The following is a 20,512-nucleotide window of genomic DNA, read 5'->3' on the forward strand; positions in this document are numbered from 1 at the left end:
TGAGTGTGTTGAAGCATTTTTTCTCAAACAATTAGTTTCAAATGTAAGTCTTAGAAAAAACTCAAACCGTGAAAAAAACAAAACTATATATTCTTACTGCATTTTTTATTATTGTAATTTCTTCTGTTTTCTTTTTTAATTTACGTGAAAAAGAACATAATGAAAATGGCTTCGAAGTGAAAAAAATTACTAAGGAAACAAAAGAAAATGTAAAAGAAGATTCTCTTATTATTTTTACAAATTTTGTTAAAGATTTTAATTCTCATAAAACTGAAAATATTGATAAATATATTGATGCTGACTTAGGGATGATGCTTTTTTATCATGACGGTCCATATCCTATTCTGAGAATAAATTCTACTTTAGAAGATGAAATTGACTGGTTTAATCAGGATGTTTTTGAAAATGTAAATTTTACAGATTCTCCCATTTATTTAGGCGATTTTGAATTTTCTAAAACAGGATTTTTCGTTAAACAAAATAAAGGTGATTTTTCCTTAAGAGATTTTGATAATACATATACATCACATTCAGAATCATTTTTTAAAGAAAACAGAAAACTTGAAACATCCTGTAATTTTTCTGCGATAGGAATTTCAAAAAATCAGGGTGGGACTTATCATTTTTATTTTAGACTTGAAGGAAAAAAACTTACGCTTCTTGGATTAAGTACAGAATCGGTAAGTGATTATTTGTTTGCAAATCCTAAGGCAGTATTTATTCCGTTTAATAATAAAAGTGCTATCGAAAATTATTTTAAAACCCAAAAATTATTCAGAGATAAAGATCAGAATGCTTATATCGACTTTGATAAAAAGGAAATTACTTATTATGATTTTCCGGATGATCCTTTTGTATTTGAATATTTCGAGATTGGCGAAATTAAAAATGATTCTGATAAAATAAAATCTGTAGAATTAATCTTCTACCCTGATAAATCAAACAAAGAAAACGGGTTTTTTACTTATTTTTCGAATAAAGGATCTTTTGTGGTTCCGTCAATGGGAGTGCGACCGCCTTATTTTTATGAACCTGTAAAATAATAGATTTTCTATATCAAACCTTTCCCCTTCATTTCCTGATAAACCAATCCAAGACAGCTTTGTCCTTCCGTATTTTCGTCCCAGTACATATCATGAACTTTGATGCTGTAGAGCATAATAAAATCAATAATGCTGAATTTTCCGATAGGATAAACCTCATAGTTGATATTAAACGGCTTATTGGAAGCTCCTTTGAAAGAGATTTCAGAGTCTCCGGCAATTCCGTCTTTTCTGAAGTTGGAACCTAAAGCATCGGCTGCAGAATACACATTCAACCACTGAAGCTGATCTCCGGGTTGGGTTTGGCGGTTGTTGTAAAATTCAGGATAATAAGAATTTACAAATTCATAAGGCGTTCCGATGGTAACGATGGCTTCGCAGTATTCTAAAGCGTTTTTAGAGGCTTTTATGCCGTAGGGAAAGACATAGTCCAACGCAAGAACACTTCCGAAACTGTAGGCGTGAAAATGAATTTTACAGCCTTTTTCGTTTTCCGTAATGTAATCTACAAGATGTTCTAAATTTCCCTGAATCAGTTGTTTTTTTGAGCCATGCTGCAAATAATCGTTGGCGCAGACAAAATTGGTGGCGAGATCTGTGATAATGGTATTTGCGTTCGGAACAAGCAATACCAATAGTGCTGTGAATAATACAATCATTCTTGAAAGCCAATGAAAGTCGATATTAAAAGAACAGCCATTGGGAAAATCAATAAAAATTCCTTTCATCGAAATATATTTCAGGTCTCCGACGGGAATCAGTTTTCTGAGTTCAGTCATTTTTCCGCTTTCCTTTGAGAAAAACTGACCTGTAGCTTCGAGAACGGCGGGAAACATCAGAACCAAAGAAAGCGATAAAATCAAAAATATGGAAAATACATACATTAACTGTCCCGGTCTTGAATAGTTTTGGGGAATAAAAATCCGTTTGATGATTAATGGAAATTTCCTGATAACCAATGCGAAAAGCCACAGACTTTTGTAAATAAGCGTTCTGCCTTTAAAATCTTCGGTGAGAATTTCGTTGTATTTGAAGTCGTAAAATTTGTAAACGGGATTTTCGGATGATTCTTTTTCGAAAATGCTTACAACAGTACTTTCCCTGCTTTTGCTGTAATGGATTTTTTCGATTTTGGTTTCGTATTGGTAACCATTTGTATTGAAATTGATTTCATTTTTTAACCGTTCTGCATAATTTTCAACCGAGTTACTTTTTGAAATTCCCAATCCGGATATATAGATTCCTATTTTCATGGCTGAGCGTTTTTTAAAGAAGTAAAAATTAGATGAAAAGATGAATTAAAAATCCATACTGAATGACGATAAAAAAGAAATAATTTATCCTGAATTTTCAGATAACTGATGTTGAGATAATTTCATGTTTATAGTTTTTAAGGTTATTAAAATCAATTTAAATAGCTGATTGTTAGTTTGTTTTAAATTTAGCAATTTTTTTCTTAGAAACTAGATTATTAATGAAAATTATTTTTGAGTAGATAATTCGGTTAATTTCAGTTTGTTGATTTCATTCTGCATTTTACTTTCCCAGCCTTTTCCATTCCTTTTTTCTAAGTACGGCTTTACTGTTTCGATATATTTTTCCTGAGCTTTACTATCAATTTCGTCTATGGTACAACCTGTATTTTCACTTTTAATTCCATACTTTTTTTGAATGCTGTCAATTTTTACATCCATTTTACGGTCATTTTTTGGTAATTCAAATCCTCCGGTAAATCTAAAAGTAACCTGATCATTTTTAATATCTTCTTTTGCCTGTTGAATGTATTCATTCTCAATTTTTGTAATTACTTTTCGGGTATTAAAGAAAGTGCTTAAATTATAATAACCTATCCATAAAAGCATTATTCCGCACAAAATGGTGAAAGCCAGAAGAAATCTGTTTTTAGGGCTTAAATTCTTAATTCTGACATGGCTTATTAACCATGAAATAAGAATAAAAAAAGCAATAATAAAAAGAAGATAATGCGGCTGACTTTCCGAAATAACGGTCAGGAAATCAAACTTCATCGGATAAAGAATAAGATAATTTCCTAAAGTATGAACAACGATAAGCAGGGATAAAACAGCTATATTGATGCGAAGTAACTTTTTAGAAATCATCTTATTAAGTTATGATAAAGCAAATGTAAGGAAAATTATTTCTGCTCATCAACATGATAAAAACAAAAACTTAATCTATTATATTGAAAATAAAATTTACTTTATAATTCTTATGATGACAAGATCATCAGTCGGTTTCATTCCGTAATGATGTTCAATTTTTTTTAATTTCAGGGAAAGCATTTCTTCAGATTCAACATTGTTTTTATCATAGAGAAGATAGTCTGTTGGATTGATTTTTTCGTTGTGATTTGTCTTTTTATTTGGGGTGAAAGATGAAATTCCGTCTGTAGCAATAGAAACATCTTTAAGCTTAGTGAATCGTATTTTCTGAGTCTGATTGCCGTACCATTCTTCGAAATCTTCTTTCAAATGATACGCCAGATAATCCGGTTTGTAGTCCCTTTCAAATTCTGTGGCTTTTCCATTTACGGAAATAAAACCATCTCCGATGCACATGATAATTCCTTCGTCTTTTTTGGAGTTGTAAAGAAGAACAATCAATGTTGTAAGAAGCTCTTTTTCGTCGAGCATCAAATGATTTTTAACTGTTGTAAGTTCTTTAAACAAATCTTTTAAAACAGCTTTTAAATCTTCTTCGGGATCAGAATTTTTATCCGGTTCGTATAATTCTTTATAACCTTTTTCAATGCAAATTTTACGCAGAATTTTCCCAAATAGTGCGGAAGCAAACTGACTTTCCATAGCAGTTGAACATCCATCCATTACAGCACAAAGAATCTTATTGCTACCTATTTTCTTTGTGATGAGAAAATCTTCGCAATGATTAATGTGGTAATCGCCAATCTGAAGAACAGAATAAATGTTCATTAATAATTTGAAAAAGGTTATAAGTTTTTAAATATTTTACGCAGAATATTCAATTCCTCCGATGTAAACCAAAGAGAAAAAATCTGTTTCTACGGAAGTCGGTTTCGGAATCTGCTTATTCAGGAAAATAATGGAATTGATATCAAAATCAAGATTCAGTTCGTTGAGCCTGTTGATTAAAATCGGGAGCCACTGTTCGGCAAAAGAATAGTCTGCAAATTTTTCGTAAATGGTTCCGTTTCCGTTTTCATAGCCGTATTCTACAAAATCGTGATCCAGCCAGATGGTGTCCTGAGATTCTGCAAATTTTGAAATAAAAACATCATCAGAATCTTCTTCCAGATAAAAATTTTCATCTTCTTCCACAAATTCATAAAAATCTTCCTCGCTTTTGAAATTTCCTACCCAAAAGTCTAATGTGTCTGTAGTCATTTGCTTTTCTAATTTTAAACGTAATAAAGATCAAAGGTAAAATAATATTTGGAGATTTTTAAAACAGATATTTAAGTATTTCGTTAGCAATGGCAGAATCTTTTTTGGGAATTTGGGTACAACGTGTCTGAAATTCATCCCGTGAAATTTTTTTTTCTGAGTATAAATAGTGTTCAAACCACACTTTTCCTTTCGATTTCACAAACTTTTTATCGAGAGCCGGAGCAATTATGTAACGGTATTCTGAATGACAGTTCAAACAGTTATTCTCGTAGAAAACAATTCCGGGAGGGGAACTTTTAGTCTTAAAATTTTCCATCTCAATAATTAATGGCTTCTTTCGGGCAGAATTGTTCAGCTTTAATGTTTTAAAAATATCTAAAACCTGCTGAATATCTCCATTTTTATTTCTCATGTATAAAAACCCTGCGCAGAATCTGTTATGGGAATATAAACCGAAGCGAAACCTCCGTAATTATTTCGTGAAGTTTCAAAAAGAGCTTCTGTACCGTCAATTGGAATTTGCATGAAAATATGATCTTTCAAAGGTTCTTTGTATATCTTCGGATTATAAGATCCGTATTCTATCCAGATGGTATCTTCATCTTTTTGAAAGGTAAGCAATTTAAGAATCGATTCCTTGTAGTTTGGTAAATTTCCAGTCAGACGAATATTCAAAACCTATTTCACCAACATTGAATTTCTCAGTAAAAACAGTTTCTTTTTTAGCACAGAATGTAAGCGTTAAAAGTATGGGAATAAATAAAAGGCGAGTAGTCATTTGTTCTTTATCTGAAAGTAAATTTAAGCATTATCTAAAGTGAAAATCATCATCATCAACATCGTTAAAAAATAATACAACAACGTCGAACTAAGAAATAAAATACCAAATATAACATTGAAAGTAAAATAGCCTCGAATAATCGGAATGTTTTCCAAGAGGCTGTTGATTCCGAAAAGCATTAAAAAATATCCGGGAACAGCAAAGTTAATCATTGCTAAAAACAAGCAGTTTTTTAAACCTTTATATTCAAAGAAATGGGGAGTAATGATAATGATGTATAAACTTGCCAGAATGGTAATCATGAAAAGTACCGTTAAATATATTTTCAGCTTCATCTGCTTATTTTCCCTCCTGAAAAAGAGGAAATAGTGGAAATTTGAAATTGCCAGTAAAGCGGTAAAAAAGATTAAAGTTTCCGGCATATTGAAAGGGAATATCAGTATTTAATTCAAGTGTGTAATTATTATTAGTCAAGTTTCTGAAAGTCTGATTGTAGCTTTTCGGAAATCAAATTCTCATGAATTAAATATTTTTTCATCATTTTCAAGAATCTCTTTGACTTTTTGAGAAATTCCTTTTCAAAATGCTCTTCACCGGTTTCTTTAAGATTAAAATATGCGCGATGAATGAAACGTCCTGAACCTTCATAATTTTTACTTGTAAATAAAGTTCCTACTAAAGAGAGGTAAGAAACAAAATTATACTGAAGGTGATTTCTTTTCAGATAATCTGTTGGAAGATCGGCGAATACATAAGAAAACTCTTTAATAATATCAATTCCGCCAATTTGTTTTTCTCTTTCTATTACAAAATAATCGTCTGTGATTTCTCCTTCAAAATCGGCTTCTAAAATATAGTAACCTACTGGATCCCAATAACCAGCTTCAACATCCGCTGAATCGTAAAAAATTATTTTGGTATTAATGGTACTTGTACAAAAATGATGGTGAATATTAAATTGATGTCCTCCAAAAAAGATCTTCATTTCCTCTTTCTTGTAACCTTTAAGAAAATCAGGGTCATTTTCATTTTCTATATGAAATAATTTTTCAAAGCTATCGAATGCTTTTTCTTTAAGATGGTGCTTTTTACAAATTTCGACTAACTGTAAAGCAATATTATTTTTCATCTCTTGTATTAACAGTTAAAAATAGTCTATTTTTCGCTTGTATTCATCAAAATAACCTTATTCACTTTCAGCTTATTTTGCAGCCAGGCTTTTAGTTTATCTTCGTCTATTTTTGCATCGGTCTTATACAAAAAGGCAGTTTCTACGCTTAATGAATCCTTGGTATAAAAATTTTGAAGTCTTCCGACAGCAAACTCTTTTACTTCAGGAAAAAGAATCTGGATTTCTTTATTTAATTCAGGATTATCCATTTTATATTCACTCAGTTCATTTTTCAGCTCCTTAATTTGCAGATCTTTTTCTGAAAAAGTGGTTTTCTGAAGATTGATTTCATTGAGGATTTCCGACTTCAAATCGGAGGTATTCTGTTTGATACTCAGCTTGGTATTGCTGATTCCGAAGTCCTTGAGCGAGTTATTGAGCTTTTTAATTTCCGCACTGTCAAACTTTTTGGTTAAAAATGCCAGTTCAATAGATTTCGGATTAGAATGATAATCTACCTTTTTATAAATAACCGTATATCCGTTCTTAGAAAATTCACTGTTAATAAACTTCTCCACATTCTGAGAATATTTTTTTTCGTTCAGTAAATTATAAGCAAGATAACAGCTTGGAACAATCATAACTACGATTAAAATAGAAATTCCGTAGCGGATTCTTTTTTCAACAGTTTTATCTGCGGTTTGCACTGCCTGATATTTCAGTAATTTAATGATTAAAAAAGTTGAAATACAGATGAAAAAGCAATTAATAGTATAAAGATAAAATGCTCCCGCCACAAACGAAAAATTTCCTGTAGCAATTCCGAAACCCACCGTACAAAGTGGAGGCATTAAAGCAGTCGCAATGGCAACTCCCGGAATAGGATTTCCTTTTTCAACTCTTGTAATAGAAATCGCACCCACTATTCCCCCGAAAAATGCAATTAAAACATCATATATAGTTGGAGCCGTTCTTGCGAGAAGTTCTGACTGTACCTCTTTAAACGGACTTAAATAAAAATAAATTGCGGAAACAGCAAGGCTTACAAAAGTAGCGATCAGAAGATTTTTTAATGATTTTTTCAACAATCCGAAGTTAAAGGTTGCCAAAGCAAAACCAGCTCCTACAATAGGACCCATTAAAGGCGAAATCAACATAGCACCGATAATTACCGCAGTAGAATTTACATTTAATCCTACCGAAGCAATTAAAATGGCACAGGCTAAAATCCACAGGTTTGATCCTCTGAAGGATATATTATTCGTTACATTTTCAAGAACCAGTTTAGGATTTTCCTCCCCTGTATGAAGGTTTAAGAAATCAGAAATAGTATTTTTCATATCAGAAAGTGTATTTAAGAGACTTAAATTCAACCTGTGAATTGCCGAATTAAATTAAAGGCGGAATGAGTACTGTTTTCATTCCGCCTTTAGCAAATATACATAATTTCATATAATTTAATAATATTCCTGAGTACTTACTGAAGTATAACAAGAAGAGATTGGGAGTTTTTTTTCATGAATCTGAAAATCAGATTTGTCATTAATCATCAATTCCATAAATTAAGATCTTATCAATTTCAGGAATATTCAAGTTTTCTTTTTTATTAATTCTAATGAGCTGCTCAGCAAAATCTTGAAGTTCTTTTTTTACATTTTCAATTGCTGTTCTTAATGATTCTTTATCTACTTCAATTTGATCCTCCGAAAAAGGATAAGCATAACTTTCCTGAGGCATCGAATGTAAAAAATCGAAAATGATCTTATGTTCCTGTATTTCAACTTTCGGAGAGGGATGTCCTGTATAAAAACAATGATTCCCTTCGTCGGAAACAAGATCTTCCCATTCAGTAATGTGTTTAAGCCTTCCACAACATTGTGGAAAATAGGTGTCAACATCATTAATCTTTAAAATGTAACCGCCATCCATGGAACACACCAAGTCATCAATTCCGCGATTTTCTTCAGTCTGCTGAATTTCTATTTCTCGATGAATAATTTTCAACAGATCTGCATCAGAAATTTCAGTTATTCTGTAAAAAGATGAACTTTTAAAATAAGCTTTGAAACTTTCGGAAAAACCCGCCTTTGCGTTAGCAGAAATTTTATATTTTTCCCACTCATCCGAAAATTCTAAAGACGAACCGGAAGGCATTTCCAGATCCTCATCGTAATTTGAGACTTCAATAACGGGTATAAGTTCTATTTTCATATTAATACATTCTGCGGCTTTTGCCTTCTAATTTTTTTTCTAAAATGGAAAGCTGTTCTTCAGAAAGATTTTTCAGTATAATTTGGCAGCTTCTGTTCATCAGATGATCAGGATAATAAACGAATTTAACACTTTTTGGATCAATTTTATATTCTCTGAGCAAAACACCTCTTTTTGTATTTTTTCTGTTGGAATTTGAAAAAAATAAATTCGTAGTCCGTCCCGGAATAAAACCGAAACTTTTCAGAAATAAAAAAATTGAATTATCGTTAATCAACAGATCAAATGTACCCAATTCCATTCCCCAACTGAGAAAGCCTTTGTCTGTAATTATTGTTCCGCTAATATTTTTAAGTTCAATTGAATTTTCCTGTCTGTAATTTTTAATGGTATTTTTCTTCTGAATGAAATAATAAATACCGACAATGATTGCAGAACAGATTGTGGCTATAAAGAAGTAATAGATAGGAACTTCAGGCATTTTCAGATAAAAAATTAATTACTAAATATAGAATTTTTCCATGCGGTAAGCATTTCGTCTCCCTTTTCAGGATCCATGAACATAATATTTACAGAAAAATCTTTTTTACCGAAAAGCCTGCTGAACATTAACATTTTCATAGATATTCCGTTAGGCAATGCTATTTCGAAAGTATTTTTGTAAAAAAGAAGGTTGTTTATCTTTTCTTTGGTTCTTGTGTTGGTAACCTTTGCATTTGGCATATTTTCTTTGAAAGATTTATAAACAATATCATTTATAAATGCATTAGCTTCTTCATAACTGCCATCTGTTTTGGTATCAAAAGGCTGATAATTAGTTTCCAGATAATTAAAATTTCCGGATTTTACGACAAATATCGTTTTACTTTGATTAATAACGTCTTGTCCAGCAGTTTTTTCTAAAGCCTGTTCTCCTTTTCCTTGAAATCTTGCCCATTCTTCATGATCTACTTTTTCAAAACCTTCCGGAATCTGAATTTTCCATTTAAATTCGGGACTGTAAAACATAGAACCTGAATTTTGAGCATATAGATTAGAATATATAACAATAGAGAACAGAATGTAGAAAAAGCTTTTCATGGTTATACTAAATTTTAAAAGTTCAAATGTATAAAACTTATCTGTAAAGTTCCGTTTTTAGGCGATGGGCAACACAAAATAAAAAGTACTTCCCTGATTTAAAGAGCTTTTAACGCCGATTTCTCCATTTTGTTTCTCAATGAAATTTTTAGAAATTGCGAGTCCTAGACCTGTTCCGTTCTGATGTTCTCCCGGAACCTGAAAATAGCGGTCGAAAATCTGTCGTTGGTACTTTTCTTCAATCCCTTTTCCGGTATCGGTAATGCTGAATTTAATTCCCGAATGTTCTTTTTCAACCAAAATCAGGATATTTTCATCCTGAAAAGAATGTTTAATCGCATTGCTTAGAAAATTATTCATTACCCAGACAGTTTTATCAAAATCAGCCAAAACAAAGTCCTTTTCATCCGTCAGAAACTGCGTCTGGATCGAAATGTTTTTCTGTTCCGCCAGTTTTTCCACATTTTTTACAGCAGTCTGTACCATTTCTTTTGGAGCACAGCTTTCGATATTCAGGCGGATATTTCCGGTTTCCACCTGGGATAAATTCAGCAGTTCTCCCGTAATATCAAGCAGCCTTTGTCCGTCTTCATTAATGCTTTTTAATAATTCTTTCTGCTGATCATTCAGTTCCCCGAATTTTTGATTTTCCAAAAGCTGAACGCCCATTTTTATGGCAGAAATTGGCGTTTTTAATTCGTGCGAAATGGTTGCGATAAAGTTGGTTTTTGCAAAATCCAGTTCTTTGAAAGGAGTTATGTTTCTCAGCAGAATAACCTTTCCGATGTATTTTTTTTCCTTTTCTCCTGTTTTTGTAATATTGATCGGGATTACATCCTGCTCAAAATAATTTTCCTTATTGTCGGTTACAATTTTAATAGGATCTTTCTGCGGATGATTGATATTTTTCAGAAGTTCTCTTATCAGATCATTGTTTACAGCTACTTCATGAACCGTTTTCCCGATAATTTCATCTTTATTGAGATTCGTGATTTTAAGAGCCTCATCATTAATCATATAAATAAAATGATTTTCGTCCAGACCGATTACAGCATCGTGCATATTATTCACTAACGTTTCAATCCGTTTTTTATCCATAAGCTGTTCAGACAAAGTACTGCTTTCATATTCCTGAAGCTTTTCTGCCATGATATTGAAAGAATTCGCAAGATCATTAAACTCTTCACTTCCCCTGAAATGAACCCTTTCGTTATAATTTTTATTCGCGATCTGACGGATGCTGAACGTAAGCTGACTGATGGGTTCCGCAATCGTCTGAGGAAGATTAAAAACTAACGTGATCGCAATTAAAAAGCAGATTGTTCCGAGACAGGCGATCCAAAACGTCGCATTTTCTGCCGTAATGATCGCAATATCGCTTTTTCGCTCAATTCCTTTCATATTCAGAGACATGATTTTTACCAGATCTTCACGAATCAGCTTTTCCTTTTCCGGTGAAGGATCATGGATGTAGCTGTTGAAATGAAGATTAAGATTCTGGGTAGCTTCTTTCTCACCGAATTCCGTTAAATTTCTTTCCTGAAGAAGATTATTTTTCTTAAAATCTTTAATGGCAACTGCGCTGTCGGTTTTCATTTTATCCAGTGCGAGAAGCATATTCTGGGAAAATTCCAGACTGTTGTAATTGGCGATAAGAATTTTTTCTGTGTCAGATTTCAGTTTATTGATATAAAAAGACCCGATAACCGATAGCAAAACAATCAGCACAAATAAAAGACCTACTCCGAGGGTGAGTTTCGTTTTTAGTTTCATTGCATTCTAAGATAAAATAATAATGTCGATCTGTCTTTCATTCAGTCGGTTCATTAAAGTGTAAATCCAGCTATAGCCGAAAATTCTCTGCAGAAGATGAGCGTGTGGTTTTCCGATGCAAACGGTGGTGATGTTATGCGCAATCACATAGTCCAGAATTCCTTTATGAATACTGCTTTCCTTCTGCCGGATCACTTTGGCTCCCAATTCCTGAGCTAAATTAAAATTATTAATCAGAAATCGCTGCTTGTTCAGTGCAATTTTTTCAGGATTCTCTGAAGGTTTCTGAATGTAAAGAACGGTCCACGGACTGTTGTAATAACTTGCCAGTCTTGCCGTTTTCCGGATGATATTTTTGGCTATTTTCTCGTTGCTGCTGATGCAGGCAAGAAATTTTATGGGTTTAAAATTCTCGGTTTTGATCTCCGTTTCTACCTTTCTTTCAACATGGGTTGCCACTTCTTTTAAAGCCAGTTCCCGAAGCTGCAAAATATGTCCGCTCTGAAAAAAATTGCTTAAAGCCGTCTGGATTTTCTCTTTTTTGTAAATTTTTCCTTCTTTCAGGCGCGTAAGAAGTTCATCGGCGGTTAAATCGATGTTGACCACCTCATCCGCCAAAGCCAGAATTTTATCGGGAACCCGTTCCGAGACTTCTATTCCGGTGATCTTTTTTACTTCTTCATTCAGACTTTCAATATGCTGAATATTCATCGCACTGATGACGTTGATTCCATTATCCAGAATTTCCAGAACATCCTGCCATCTTTTTTTATTTTTGGAACCTTCAATGTTCGTGTGAGCCAGTTCGTCCACCAAAACAACTTCGGGATGCGTATTAATGATGGCCTGAAGATCCATTTCTTCCAGATTTTTACCTTTATAAAAAGAAGACCGTCTCGGTATTTCTGGGATTCCGTCTGTTAAAGCGACAGTTTCTTCTCTTCCGTGGGTTTCAATGTAGCCAATTTTTACGTCAATTCCGTTTCGCAAAAGAGCATGCGCTTCCTGAAGCATACGGAAGGTTTTTCCTACACCCGCGCTCATTCCGATGTAGATTTTAAATTTCCCTTTTCTGGATTTCTGGATGAGTTCTAAAAAATCTTTTGCTAAAGAAGACATGGCTTTTATTGTTTTAATTTTATTTTAAAGGATTATCATCGTTATCAAAGTCATTACAAACCTCACAGGTTTTTAAAACCTGTGAGGTTTCCTGCTTTAGACTTAATAATTTCTCTTAAAACCAGGCAGCTAAACTGGTGGTGATGAAAAAATTTCCCTGTCTTAAATTGTCATTTTTTACAAAAATGGCATCTTTAGAAGAAAATCCTCTCGCTTCCGTACGGAAAACCACGTTTTTCAGGATCTGATAATCGACATTCAGAGAATATCCGAAAGTCTGAAATCCATTAGGCGTTTCCGTAGCGATGATAACCCCGTTTTTGTCGCTGAAATATTCCACACGTCCCGCAAGACTCCACTGATCGTCAAACTGATACTTCATCAATACATTTGGAGAATACCAAAGGTTGTAGCTTTCACTTCCTTTTTCTTTCTGTTCGGCTCCGATATCAAAACCTAACGTCGTTGAAAAATGATCTGTCAACTGAAAATTTCCGTACAGATCATGGAAGTAACGCATTCTTTTATCATCCTGCGGTTTATCGTTTCCTATGAATGAACTGCTGTTCAGTGTAATCTTATCGTTGGGTTTAAAAGTAATCTGATGCCCGAAAGAAAGACTTTTATTTCCTTCAGCTTTTGCAATTCTCTGCCATCCGTTTAAAACAAGACCGCTCAGAAACCATTTTCCGTTATCCGAAGTGTAAGAAACTTTGGCTCCGGTTTCGAAATAGGGAGAATTTTCTGCCGCGAGACTTCTGGTAAGATTAACGTTATCTTTCCCGATTGCGCTTTCCCAGCCAATGTGCGACGGCATAATTCCTGCATCAATCCACAGATTTTTTGTTTTGGAAATTTTAATTCCGATATTCGCTTCATTTACATATTTCAGAGCGTCCTGTTCCGCAGCCAGATTATCCTGTGCATAAGTTCCCGCCATCAGAGCGAGATTGGCGCGCATCCTGTCGTTTTCATAGTTGGCTTTGATGAAGCCTAAATTAAGGTTAACTTCATTGTGCCTGTTGTAGCTGTACAAAAAGTTCTGGCGGTTTCCTCCGGAAGGTTCATTGAAATCATAGGTGTAAAAAAGTTCAGCATAAGCAGAGATTTTCAGCTTGGCATCGGTTTTTGCAGAGTCTGTGTTTTGTGCCTTCGGTAAGAAAAATCCTGCAAGTAAGAATGCCGCAATATATTTTTTCATAAAATTTTACTTTATTTAAGCTGATCCAGAGCAATGTTAAGTTTCAATACATTTACTTTTGACGGACCGAAAATAGATGTTTCTGTTTGATTTTTGATAAGTTGTTCCAGTTTTTCTGAACTGATATTTCTGTTTTTTGCCACTCTTTTAACCTGATAAAGCGCGCCTTCCGGAGAAATGTCCGGATCTAGTCCGCTTCCGCTTGCCGTTACCAGTTCTACAGGCACTTTTGCATTCTGCATTTCGGGATTCATCATTTTTAAAGTGTCAATTCTTTTCTGTACGGTCTGAAGATATTCTTCGTTGCTTGGTCCTTTATTGCTTCCCGCACTTCCTGCTGCATTGTAATCTACCGCAGAAGGACGACCGTGAAAATACTTCGGAGACGTAAAATTCTGTCCGATATTGGCGTAAAATTTCTGTCCTTTAAAATTAATAATTTCTGCATTTCCCTGAGTCGGTAAAACTTTAGAACCTGCGTAAACAATTCCTAAATATATTCCGACAATTACAAGCATCACCAATGTAAGTCTGGATGCTGATAAAATATGATTTTTCATTTGAATTAAATTTTTGAGTTGAGTGGATAGAAGATGGAAGAAGGATGACGGAAGTTAAAATATTACGTTCCATTTACAGCTTCCAGCTTCAAACTTCCAGCCTAATAAAAAAGACTTATAACTAAATCGATGAGCTTTATTCCGAAAAATGGGGCAATAATTCCGCCCAGTCCGTAGATCAAGAGATTTCTTCTCAATAATGCGCTGGCTCCGATCGGTTTATAAGCAACTCCTTTTAAAGCTAAAGGAATCAGGATCGGGATGATAATGGCGTTAAAAATAATCGCAGATAAAATCGCAGATTCAGGGCTGTGAAGATTCATAATATTCAGCTTTTGAAGCGCCGGAATAAACGTGATGAACAATGCCGGAATAATCGCAAAATACTTGGCAACATCATTTGCAATACTGAAAGTCGTTAACGTTCCGCGTGTCATCAGTAACTGTTTCCCGATTTCCACAATTTCAATAAGTTTCGTAGGATCATTATCTAAATCTACCATGTTTCCTGCTTCTTTGGCTGCCTGTGTTCCGCTGTTCATTGCTACACCCACATCGGCCTGTGCAAGTGCGGGAGCATCGTTGGTTCCGTCTCCCATCATGGCAACCAGTTTTCCTTCCTGCTGTTCTTTTTTAATGTAGTTCATCTTATCTTCCGGTTTTGCTTCGGCGATAAAATCGTCCACTCCGGCTTTCTCAGCGATAAATTTTGCCGTTAAAGGGTTGTCTCCGGTTACCATTACCGTTTTCACGCCCATCTTTCTTAACCTCTGAAAACGCTCCTGAATTCCGGTCTTGATGATGTCCTGAAGTTCGATAACGCCCCATACTTTTTCATTAACAGAAACAACTAAAGGAGTTCCTCCGTTTTCGGAAATTCTGGTAACGGCTTCCTGTGTTTCGGAAGGGAAAATATTTCCCGCTTTTTCCGTCAGTTTTTTAATGGTGTCATAGGCTCCCTTTCGGATTCTCGTGTTTTCAAAATCGATTCCTGAAGTTCGGGTTTCAGCCGTAAAATCAATATAAACCGGATTGGGAACAAGTAAATCTTCGGATTTTAACTGGCTTAATTCGATGATCGATTTTCCTTCGGGCGTTTCATCCGCAACGGAACTCAGTGCCGAAGCTTTTATGAATTCATCAAGCTGAATTCCATTTGAAGGATGAAATTGGGTTGCCTTACGGTTTCCGATGGTAATGGTTCCTGTTTTATCCAGAAGCAGTACATCAATATCTCCCGCAGTTTCAACGGCTTTACCGCTTTTGGTGATCACGTTGGCTCTCAAGGCTCTGTCCATTCCCGCGATTCCGATTGCAGAAAGCAGACCGCCAATCGTTGTGGGAATCAAACAAACGAAAAGTGAGATAAATGCCGCAATTGTAATCGGTGTCTGCGCGTAGTCTGCAAAAGGTTTCAGGGTAACGGTTACGATAATAAAGGTTAGCGTAAAACCTGCTAAAAGTATGGTTAATGCGATTTCGTTGGGTGTTTTCTGTCGGGAAGCACCTTCCACAAGAGCAATCATTTTATCTAAGAAAGATTCTCCCGGTTTGGTGGTTACTTTTACTTTTATTCTGTCGGAAAGAACTTTTGTACCGCCTGTTACGGAACTTTTGTCGCCTCCTGCTTCACGGATAACGGGTGCGCTTTCTCCGGTAATGGCAGATTCGTCGATGGTTGCAAGACCTTCGATAATTTCTCCGTCCATCGGGATCTGGTCTCCGGCTTCGCAAAGGAAAATATCGCCCAGTTTCATTTCGGCAGATTTTTTCATCACGGTTTCTACCTGAAATCCCTGTTTGTTGCTTACGACAACTTTTGCGGGAGTTTCCTCACGGGTTTTTCGTAAAGTATCTGCTTGCGCCTTTCCTCTCGCTTCGGCAATGGCTTCGGCAAAATTGGCGAATAAAACCGTAAAAAATAAGATGATGAATACTAAAAAATTATAGCTGAAACTGCCTTGAGACTTATCTCCGGTAAGGCTGAACAGGCTTACAATAAGCATGACAACCGTTCCGATCTCTACGAGAAACATGACAGGATTTTTAAACATGATTTTCGGATTCAGTTTTACGAAAGACTGTTTGATGGCTTCGTTCACCAAATCTTTTTGAAACAATGTCTGAGATTGATTTTTCATTTTGTTTTGAAAGTGTTATATCATTGGAAACCAAAATCAACCATTAAAGCAAATTAATATGAAAGAATGAAAATGGATAATATTAGTTGGGTATGGATGAAAATTGAGACTAGTTTTCTTTATATAATCTGCTTAATGGTTTGAATTGATTTTTGAATTAAATTTTTCTTTTTTGAACAATTAAGAAATATTCAAAGAATATTTTAAACTTAATAATTTGACTGACTTAATCTTCTTAACTTCTTAAATTCCCTTAACGGTTCAAATTAATTTTTAATTATTTAGAAAAATACTGAAGCTGTTCTGCAATCGGACCTAACGTAAGGGCAGGGAAGAAGGACAGCGCAGCGATCAGAAGAATAACGGCTAATGTCATAAATCCGAAAGTGGCAGTATCTGTCTTCAGCGTTCCCGAGCTTTCAGGAATGTATTTTTTCTGTGCCAATAATCCTGCGATTGCTACCGGACCGATAATCGGGATAAATCTTGATAATAAAAGCACAATTCCTGTGGAGATGTTCCACCATGGTGTGTTGTCTCCCAAACCTTCAAAACCAGAACCGTTGTTTGCGGATGATGAGGTAAATTCGTACAGCATTTCACTGAAGCCGTGGAAACCTGGATTATTCAGCGTTTTTGCTCCGAATTCAGGCAGATAAGCTGTTAAAGCTGTTCCTACCAAGATCAGAAAAGGATGGAATAAAGCTACAATCATCGCGATCTTCATTTCTTTAGCTTCAATTTTTTTGCCTAAAAATTCAGGCGTTCTTCCCACCATTAATCCGCTGATGAATACGGCAAGAATAATGAAAATGAAATAGTTGAGAATTCCGACTCCGCATCCGCCGTAGAAACAGTTGATCATCATGGCAAGAAGCTCATTCATTCCCGAAAGCGGCATCGTACTGTCATGCATCGCGTTTACAGATCCTGTTGAAATAACGGTTGTAGCAATGCTCCAGTACGCTGAAGCAGCACTTCCGAAACGGATTTCTTTACCTTCCATCGCTCCAAGATGAGAATCTGTTCCCATTTGGGTAATCAGAGGGTTCCCGTTGGTTTCGTTAATAACATTTGGAATGGTTAAAGCCAGAAAACCAATTGTCATGACAGCAAAAATCGTCCATGAAAGTTTTCTTTTCTTCAGATAAAATCCTAAAGCAAAAACCAGTGCAAAAGGAATAATCATCTGAACAATCATTTCCGTCATATTGGTCGTGTAGTTCGGGTTTTCTAATGGATGCGCCGAGTTGGCTCCGAAAAATCCGCCTCCGTTTGTTCCCAGATGTTTGATGGCAACAAAAGCCGCAACCGGACCTCGTGAAACATCCATTTTGGCTCCTTCCAGAGTGGTCACATGGTCTTTTCCTTCAAAAGTCATCGGACTTCCGTTGGATGAAAGGATGAAAGCAACCACAATGCTTAAAGGCAATAAAATACGGATCACAGATTTGGTGAAGAAATCGTAAAAATTCCCCAGTTCTGTTGTCGTTTTATCTCTGAAAGCCTTGAATAGAACTGCCATTGCAGCCATTCCTGTAGCAGCAGAGACAAACTGTAAGAACATTAAATACAACTGACTGAAATAACTAACTCCCGTTTCTCCGGAATAGTGCTGCAAATTACAGTTGACTAAAAAAGAGATAGCAGTATTGAAGGCTAAATCCGGCGACATATCCGGATTTCCGTCCGGATTCAAAGGAAGCCAGGATTGATTCAGCAAGATAAAAAAGGCAAGAATAAACCATACAAAATTGATGGTCAACATCGCAAACATATTCTGTTTCCAGGTCATTTGACGGTTCGGATTGATGCCCGAGATTTTATAGATCAGATTTTCAGCGGGCTGAAAAATTTTGTCTAAAAAGGTTTTTTTGTAGCCGTATACATTAGCAATATATTTTCCGAGAAAAATACCAATCACTAAGGTAATCGTGAACATGGCAATAATGCCTAAAATTTCTGTGTTCATTATTTTTGGTTAAAATTTTTCAGGTTTTATTAATACATAGCAGATGTACACAAAGGCGATAACGGATAGGAAAAATAAACTCCACATAATTTTTATATTTTATCAAAAAATTCAACGGATTTGTAAGAGATCCAGAATAATAAGGCGCTGAGAAGAATTAAAACTATCAACATCATACGGCAACAATTAAGGTTAATAAAGTAAATACTACGTAAGATACCATCAGCAGACTCAGTTTTGAGCGCTCCCGTTCTCTGAACGTTTTTCTTGAAATTGTCATTTTATAAATATTTTATTCAGACTGACAATGCCAAAAGAAGTTCCATTGTTGTTTAGATTAATTTAATTAATTGAAAATGAATGTTTTATTTAAATTTTATCATGTGCCAAAAAACAGAAAAGCCTATCAAAATGATAGGCTCGTTATTAAAATGATAGGTTTTATTTTTTTAACCAATAAGTTCTTTCTTGAAAAACAGACTAAAATTATGTTCTGTATATTTTTGAAGGCATTTTTTAGCTTAAAGCGAAGCTTCTCTTATATAATCTTAACTTCTAAACTAAAACTTAATGATTTAATTCTCAATGTATTTAAAATTAATTATAATTAAATGATAATCAATTATTTATTGTTTTAAATAAAATACTCCAGTATCTACAGCGTGGATTTTAATTAACATTTATCTCAAATGATATTCTTCCAGTTTGCGGTATAAGGTAGCAATCCCGATTTCCAGTAATCTCGCTGCTTCTGCCTTGTTTCCTTTGGTGTATTGAAGCACTTTCTGAATATGTTCCTTTTCCAGAGATTTCATGCTGAAAGAATCGTTTTCAGAAGAAACTTTTTCAGAGTAACGCGGAAGACTTTCTGCATCAAGGATATGATCGTTCATTAGGATTAAGCTTCTTTCGACAGTATTTCGAAGTTCCCGTATGTTTCCTTTCCAGTCGTTTTTTTCCAATGTTTTATAGTATTCCGGAGAGATTTCAATATTGGAGATATGAAGTTTTTGAGAAAAAACATTCACGAAATTTTTAGCCAGAGCTTTCAGATCTTCTTTTCTTTCACGAAGTGACGGAAGCCTGATTTCAAATATATTCAGCCGGAAATACAGATCTTCACGGAAGTTTCCCTGCTTTATTTCTTCCTCCAGATCACGGTTTGTAGCGGCAATCAGTCGGAAATCCGATCTGGAAACCTTCGTTTCTCCCATTTTGATAAACTCTTTGGTTTCCAGTACGCGAAGCAGTTTTGCCTGAAGCTCAATCGGCATTTCTCCGATTTCATCCAGAAATAAAGTTCCGCCATTGGCTTCTTCCACCAGTCCTTTTTTATCTTTTACTGCTCCTGTAAAAGCTCCGGCTTTATGCCCGAAAAGTTCGCTTTCCAGAATTTCTTTGCTGAAAGCGGAACAGTTGATGGCTACAAAATTATTTTTCTTTCTGTCGCTGCCTTCATGAATGGCATTCGCAAAAACTTCCTTTCCGGTTCCGGTTTCGCCCGTCAGAAGAACGGTTGCATCCGTTAAAGCTACTTTTTCAGCCAGTTTTTTTGCCTGAATAATGGAGGGTGAATTTCCGATAATCGTTTCAAAACCTTTTGAAGAAGAACTCTTCTGAATGATTTTCGACTTGTTATCTTTCGCTTTTTCCAGAGATTTATAAACAAGCGGAATAATTTTATCATTATCATCACCTTTTACGAGATAATCGTAAGCTCCGTTCTTCATTGCCTGAACTGCGTCCGTAATATTTCCGAAAGCCGTCATCAGAATAATTTCCAGATGAGGATATTTTGTTTTGATGGATTTTACTAAATCTACTCCGAAAGCATCGGGAAGCCTTACGTCACTCAGCACGACATCAAATTCATACTGTTCGAGCATCGTCATCGCAGAACGTGCGGTGGAAGCTTCTTTTACGTTAAAATTTTCTTGGGAAAGGATCATTCCTAATAGTTTCAGGAGCTTGATCTCGTCATCGATGATGAGGATGTTTCCTTGCATGGTGTTGTAATTTGGAAAACTGATGCAAACTTAAATATAAAATGCGAATCTTAATCATAGATTTTAATATTTATAAAATGGAAGGATTCTTTTTTGATTGCTTACATTTGTATTCATTCTATTTTTAA

At 35.0% G+C, this 20,512-nt stretch carries 21 protein-coding genes; 1 reads left to right on the forward strand and 20 read right to left on the reverse strand.

Annotation, left to right across the window (positions count from 1 at the left end; genetic code table 11):
* Window positions 1–68: 68 nt before the first annotated feature.
* Window positions 69–1,043, forward strand: coding sequence for a hypothetical protein (locus H6W53_RS19430; RefSeq protein ID WP_185209072.1), 975 nt, complete (start codon window positions 69–71; stop codon window positions 1,041–1,043).
* Between the two features lie 8 nt (window positions 1,044–1,051).
* On the opposite strand, the gene H6W53_RS19435 is transcribed toward H6W53_RS19430, so the two are convergent.
* The 20 genes from H6W53_RS19435 to H6W53_RS19530 all read right to left on the reverse strand — a co-directional run bounded on the left by H6W53_RS19435 (window position 1,052) and on the right by H6W53_RS19530 (window position 20,384).
* Window positions 1,052–2,296 carry a hypothetical protein gene (locus H6W53_RS19435; protein ID WP_185209075.1) on the reverse strand — a complete coding sequence of 415 codons (1,245 nt, stop codon included), beginning with the start codon at window positions 2,294–2,296 and terminating at the stop codon, window positions 1,052–1,054.
* Between the two features lie 228 nt (window positions 2,297–2,524).
* Window positions 2,525–3,163: a hypothetical protein gene (locus H6W53_RS19440; protein WP_185209077.1), complete on the reverse strand. Its 639-nt coding sequence runs from the start codon at window positions 3,161–3,163 to the stop codon at window positions 2,525–2,527.
* Between the two features lie 96 nt (window positions 3,164–3,259).
* Complete coding sequence (locus H6W53_RS19445; RefSeq protein ID WP_185209079.1) at window positions 3,260–3,994, reverse strand: protein phosphatase 2C domain-containing protein; 735 nt, start codon at window positions 3,992–3,994, stop codon at window positions 3,260–3,262.
* 36 nt (window positions 3,995–4,030) lie between these two features.
* The gene (locus H6W53_RS19450) at window positions 4,031–4,426 is read right to left on the reverse strand and encodes an immunity 22 family protein (RefSeq protein ID WP_076392074.1); all 396 of its coding nucleotides are present in this window, start codon (window positions 4,424–4,426) and stop codon (window positions 4,031–4,033) included.
* A 58-nt stretch (window positions 4,427–4,484) separates the two neighbouring features.
* Entirely contained in the window at window positions 4,485–4,841 is a 357-nt protein-coding gene (locus H6W53_RS19455; RefSeq protein ID WP_185209081.1) for a hypothetical protein, read from the reverse strand.
* Complete coding sequence (locus H6W53_RS19460) at window positions 4,838–5,050, reverse strand: hypothetical protein (protein ID WP_185209083.1); 213 nt, start codon at window positions 5,048–5,050, stop codon at window positions 4,838–4,840. The genes H6W53_RS19455 and H6W53_RS19460 overlap by 4 nt, the downstream gene beginning before the upstream one ends.
* A 1-nt stretch (window position 5,051) precedes the next feature.
* Entirely contained in the window at window positions 5,052–5,207 is a 156-nt protein-coding gene (locus H6W53_RS19465) for a hypothetical protein (protein ID WP_185209085.1), read from the reverse strand.
* Window positions 5,208–5,230: 23 nt separating this feature from the next.
* A complete protein-coding gene (locus H6W53_RS19470; protein ID WP_185209087.1) occupies window positions 5,231–5,545 on the reverse strand; it encodes a hypothetical protein in 315 nt (104 codons plus the stop codon).
* Window positions 5,546–5,676: 131 nt separating this feature from the next.
* A complete protein-coding gene (locus H6W53_RS19475) occupies window positions 5,677–6,339 on the reverse strand; it encodes a hypothetical protein (RefSeq protein WP_185209089.1) in 663 nt (220 codons plus the stop codon).
* A 26-nt stretch (window positions 6,340–6,365) separates the two neighbouring features.
* Window positions 6,366–7,661, reverse strand: a complete 1,296-nt coding sequence (locus tag H6W53_RS19480) for a DUF389 domain-containing protein (protein WP_185209091.1) — start codon at window positions 7,659–7,661, stop codon at window positions 6,366–6,368.
* 202 nt (window positions 7,662–7,863) lie between these two features.
* A complete protein-coding gene (locus tag H6W53_RS19485) occupies window positions 7,864–8,532 on the reverse strand; it encodes a hypothetical protein (protein ID WP_185209093.1) in 669 nt (222 codons plus the stop codon).
* A gap of 1 nt (window position 8,533) precedes the next feature.
* A complete protein-coding gene (locus tag H6W53_RS19490; RefSeq protein WP_185209095.1) occupies window positions 8,534–9,013 on the reverse strand; it encodes a hypothetical protein in 480 nt (159 codons plus the stop codon).
* Window positions 9,014–9,027: 14 nt separating this feature from the next.
* Complete coding sequence (locus tag H6W53_RS19495; RefSeq protein WP_185209098.1) at window positions 9,028–9,612, reverse strand: hypothetical protein; 585 nt, start codon at window positions 9,610–9,612, stop codon at window positions 9,028–9,030.
* Window positions 9,613–9,669: 57 nt separating this feature from the next.
* The gene (locus tag H6W53_RS19500; protein ID WP_185209100.1) at window positions 9,670–11,385 is read right to left on the reverse strand and encodes an ATP-binding protein; all 1,716 of its coding nucleotides are present in this window, start codon (window positions 11,383–11,385) and stop codon (window positions 9,670–9,672) included.
* Between the two features lie 6 nt (window positions 11,386–11,391).
* Window positions 11,392–12,504, reverse strand: coding sequence for a sensor protein KdpD (locus H6W53_RS19505; RefSeq protein ID WP_185209102.1), 1,113 nt, complete (start codon window positions 12,502–12,504; stop codon window positions 11,392–11,394).
* Window positions 12,505–12,619: 115 nt separating this feature from the next.
* Window positions 12,620–13,705: a porin gene (locus H6W53_RS19510; protein WP_185209104.1), complete on the reverse strand. Its 1,086-nt coding sequence runs from the start codon at window positions 13,703–13,705 to the stop codon at window positions 12,620–12,622.
* Window positions 13,706–13,716: 11 nt separating this feature from the next.
* On the reverse strand, window positions 13,717–14,265 hold the full coding sequence (gene kdpC / locus H6W53_RS19515; protein ID WP_185209106.1) for a K(+)-transporting ATPase subunit C: 549 nt from the start codon (window positions 14,263–14,265) through the stop codon (window positions 13,717–13,719).
* 101 nt (window positions 14,266–14,366) lie between these two features.
* Entirely contained in the window at window positions 14,367–16,406 is a 2,040-nt protein-coding gene (gene kdpB, locus H6W53_RS19520) for a potassium-transporting ATPase subunit KdpB (RefSeq protein WP_185209108.1), read from the reverse strand.
* Between the two features lie 277 nt (window positions 16,407–16,683).
* Window positions 16,684–18,378, reverse strand: a complete 1,695-nt coding sequence (gene kdpA, locus H6W53_RS19525; RefSeq protein WP_185209111.1) for a potassium-transporting ATPase subunit KdpA — start codon at window positions 18,376–18,378, stop codon at window positions 16,684–16,686.
* 680 nt (window positions 18,379–19,058) lie between these two features.
* Window positions 19,059–20,384 (reverse strand): sigma-54-dependent transcriptional regulator, encoded by a 1,326-nt coding sequence (locus H6W53_RS19530; RefSeq protein ID WP_185209113.1) that lies wholly within the window; start codon window positions 20,382–20,384, stop codon window positions 19,059–19,061.
* Window positions 20,385–20,512: the final 128 nt, after the last annotated feature.

Origin of the sequence: Chryseobacterium sp. C3, from assembly GCF_014218905.1 — a bacterium.
GTDB lineage: Bacteria > Bacteroidota > Bacteroidia > Flavobacteriales > Weeksellaceae > Chryseobacterium > Chryseobacterium mucoviscidosis.

Coding starts and splice junctions, on each gene's coding strand:
- H6W53_RS19435 (WP_185209075.1), bottom strand. CDS start 2,296: ATGAAAATAGGAATCTATATATCCGGATTGGGAATTTCAAAAAGTAAC.
- H6W53_RS19440 (WP_185209077.1), bottom strand. CDS start 3,163: ATGATTTCTAAAAAGTTACTTCGCATCAATATAGCTGTTTTATCCCTG.
- H6W53_RS19445 (WP_185209079.1), bottom strand. CDS start 3,994: ATGAACATTTATTCTGTTCTTCAGATTGGCGATTACCACATTAATCAT.
- H6W53_RS19450 (WP_076392074.1), bottom strand. CDS start 4,426: ATGACTACAGACACATTAGACTTTTGGGTAGGAAATTTCAAAAGCGAG.
- H6W53_RS19455 (WP_185209081.1), bottom strand. CDS start 4,841: ATGAGAAATAAAAATGGAGATATTCAGCAGGTTTTAGATATTTTTAAA.
- H6W53_RS19465 (WP_185209085.1), bottom strand. CDS start 5,207: ATGACTACTCGCCTTTTATTTATTCCCATACTTTTAACGCTTACATTC.
- H6W53_RS19470 (WP_185209087.1), bottom strand. CDS start 5,545: ATGAAGCTGAAAATATATTTAACGGTACTTTTCATGATTACCATTCTG.
- H6W53_RS19475 (WP_185209089.1), bottom strand. CDS start 6,339: ATGAAAAATAATATTGCTTTACAGTTAGTCGAAATTTGTAAAAAGCAC.
- H6W53_RS19480 (WP_185209091.1), bottom strand. CDS start 7,661: ATGAAAAATACTATTTCTGATTTCTTAAACCTTCATACAGGGGAGGAA.
- H6W53_RS19485 (WP_185209093.1), bottom strand. CDS start 8,532: ATGAAAATAGAACTTATACCCGTTATTGAAGTCTCAAATTACGATGAG.
- H6W53_RS19490 (WP_185209095.1), bottom strand. CDS start 9,013: ATGCCTGAAGTTCCTATCTATTACTTCTTTATAGCCACAATCTGTTCT.
- H6W53_RS19495 (WP_185209098.1), bottom strand. CDS start 9,612: ATGAAAAGCTTTTTCTACATTCTGTTCTCTATTGTTATATATTCTAAT.
- H6W53_RS19500 (WP_185209100.1), bottom strand. CDS start 11,385: ATGAAACTAAAAACGAAACTCACCCTCGGAGTAGGTCTTTTATTTGTG.
- H6W53_RS19505 (WP_185209102.1), bottom strand. CDS start 12,504: ATGTCTTCTTTAGCAAAAGATTTTTTAGAACTCATCCAGAAATCCAGA.
- H6W53_RS19510 (WP_185209104.1), bottom strand. CDS start 13,705: ATGAAAAAATATATTGCGGCATTCTTACTTGCAGGATTTTTCTTACCG.
- kdpC (WP_185209106.1), bottom strand. CDS start 14,265: ATGAAAAATCATATTTTATCAGCATCCAGACTTACATTGGTGATGCTT.
- kdpB (WP_185209108.1), bottom strand. CDS start 16,406: ATGAAAAATCAATCTCAGACATTGTTTCAAAAAGATTTGGTGAACGAA.
- kdpA (WP_185209111.1), bottom strand. CDS start 18,378: ATGAACACAGAAATTTTAGGCATTATTGCCATGTTCACGATTACCTTA.
- H6W53_RS19530 (WP_185209113.1), bottom strand. CDS start 20,384: ATGCAAGGAAACATCCTCATCATCGATGACGAGATCAAGCTCCTGAAA.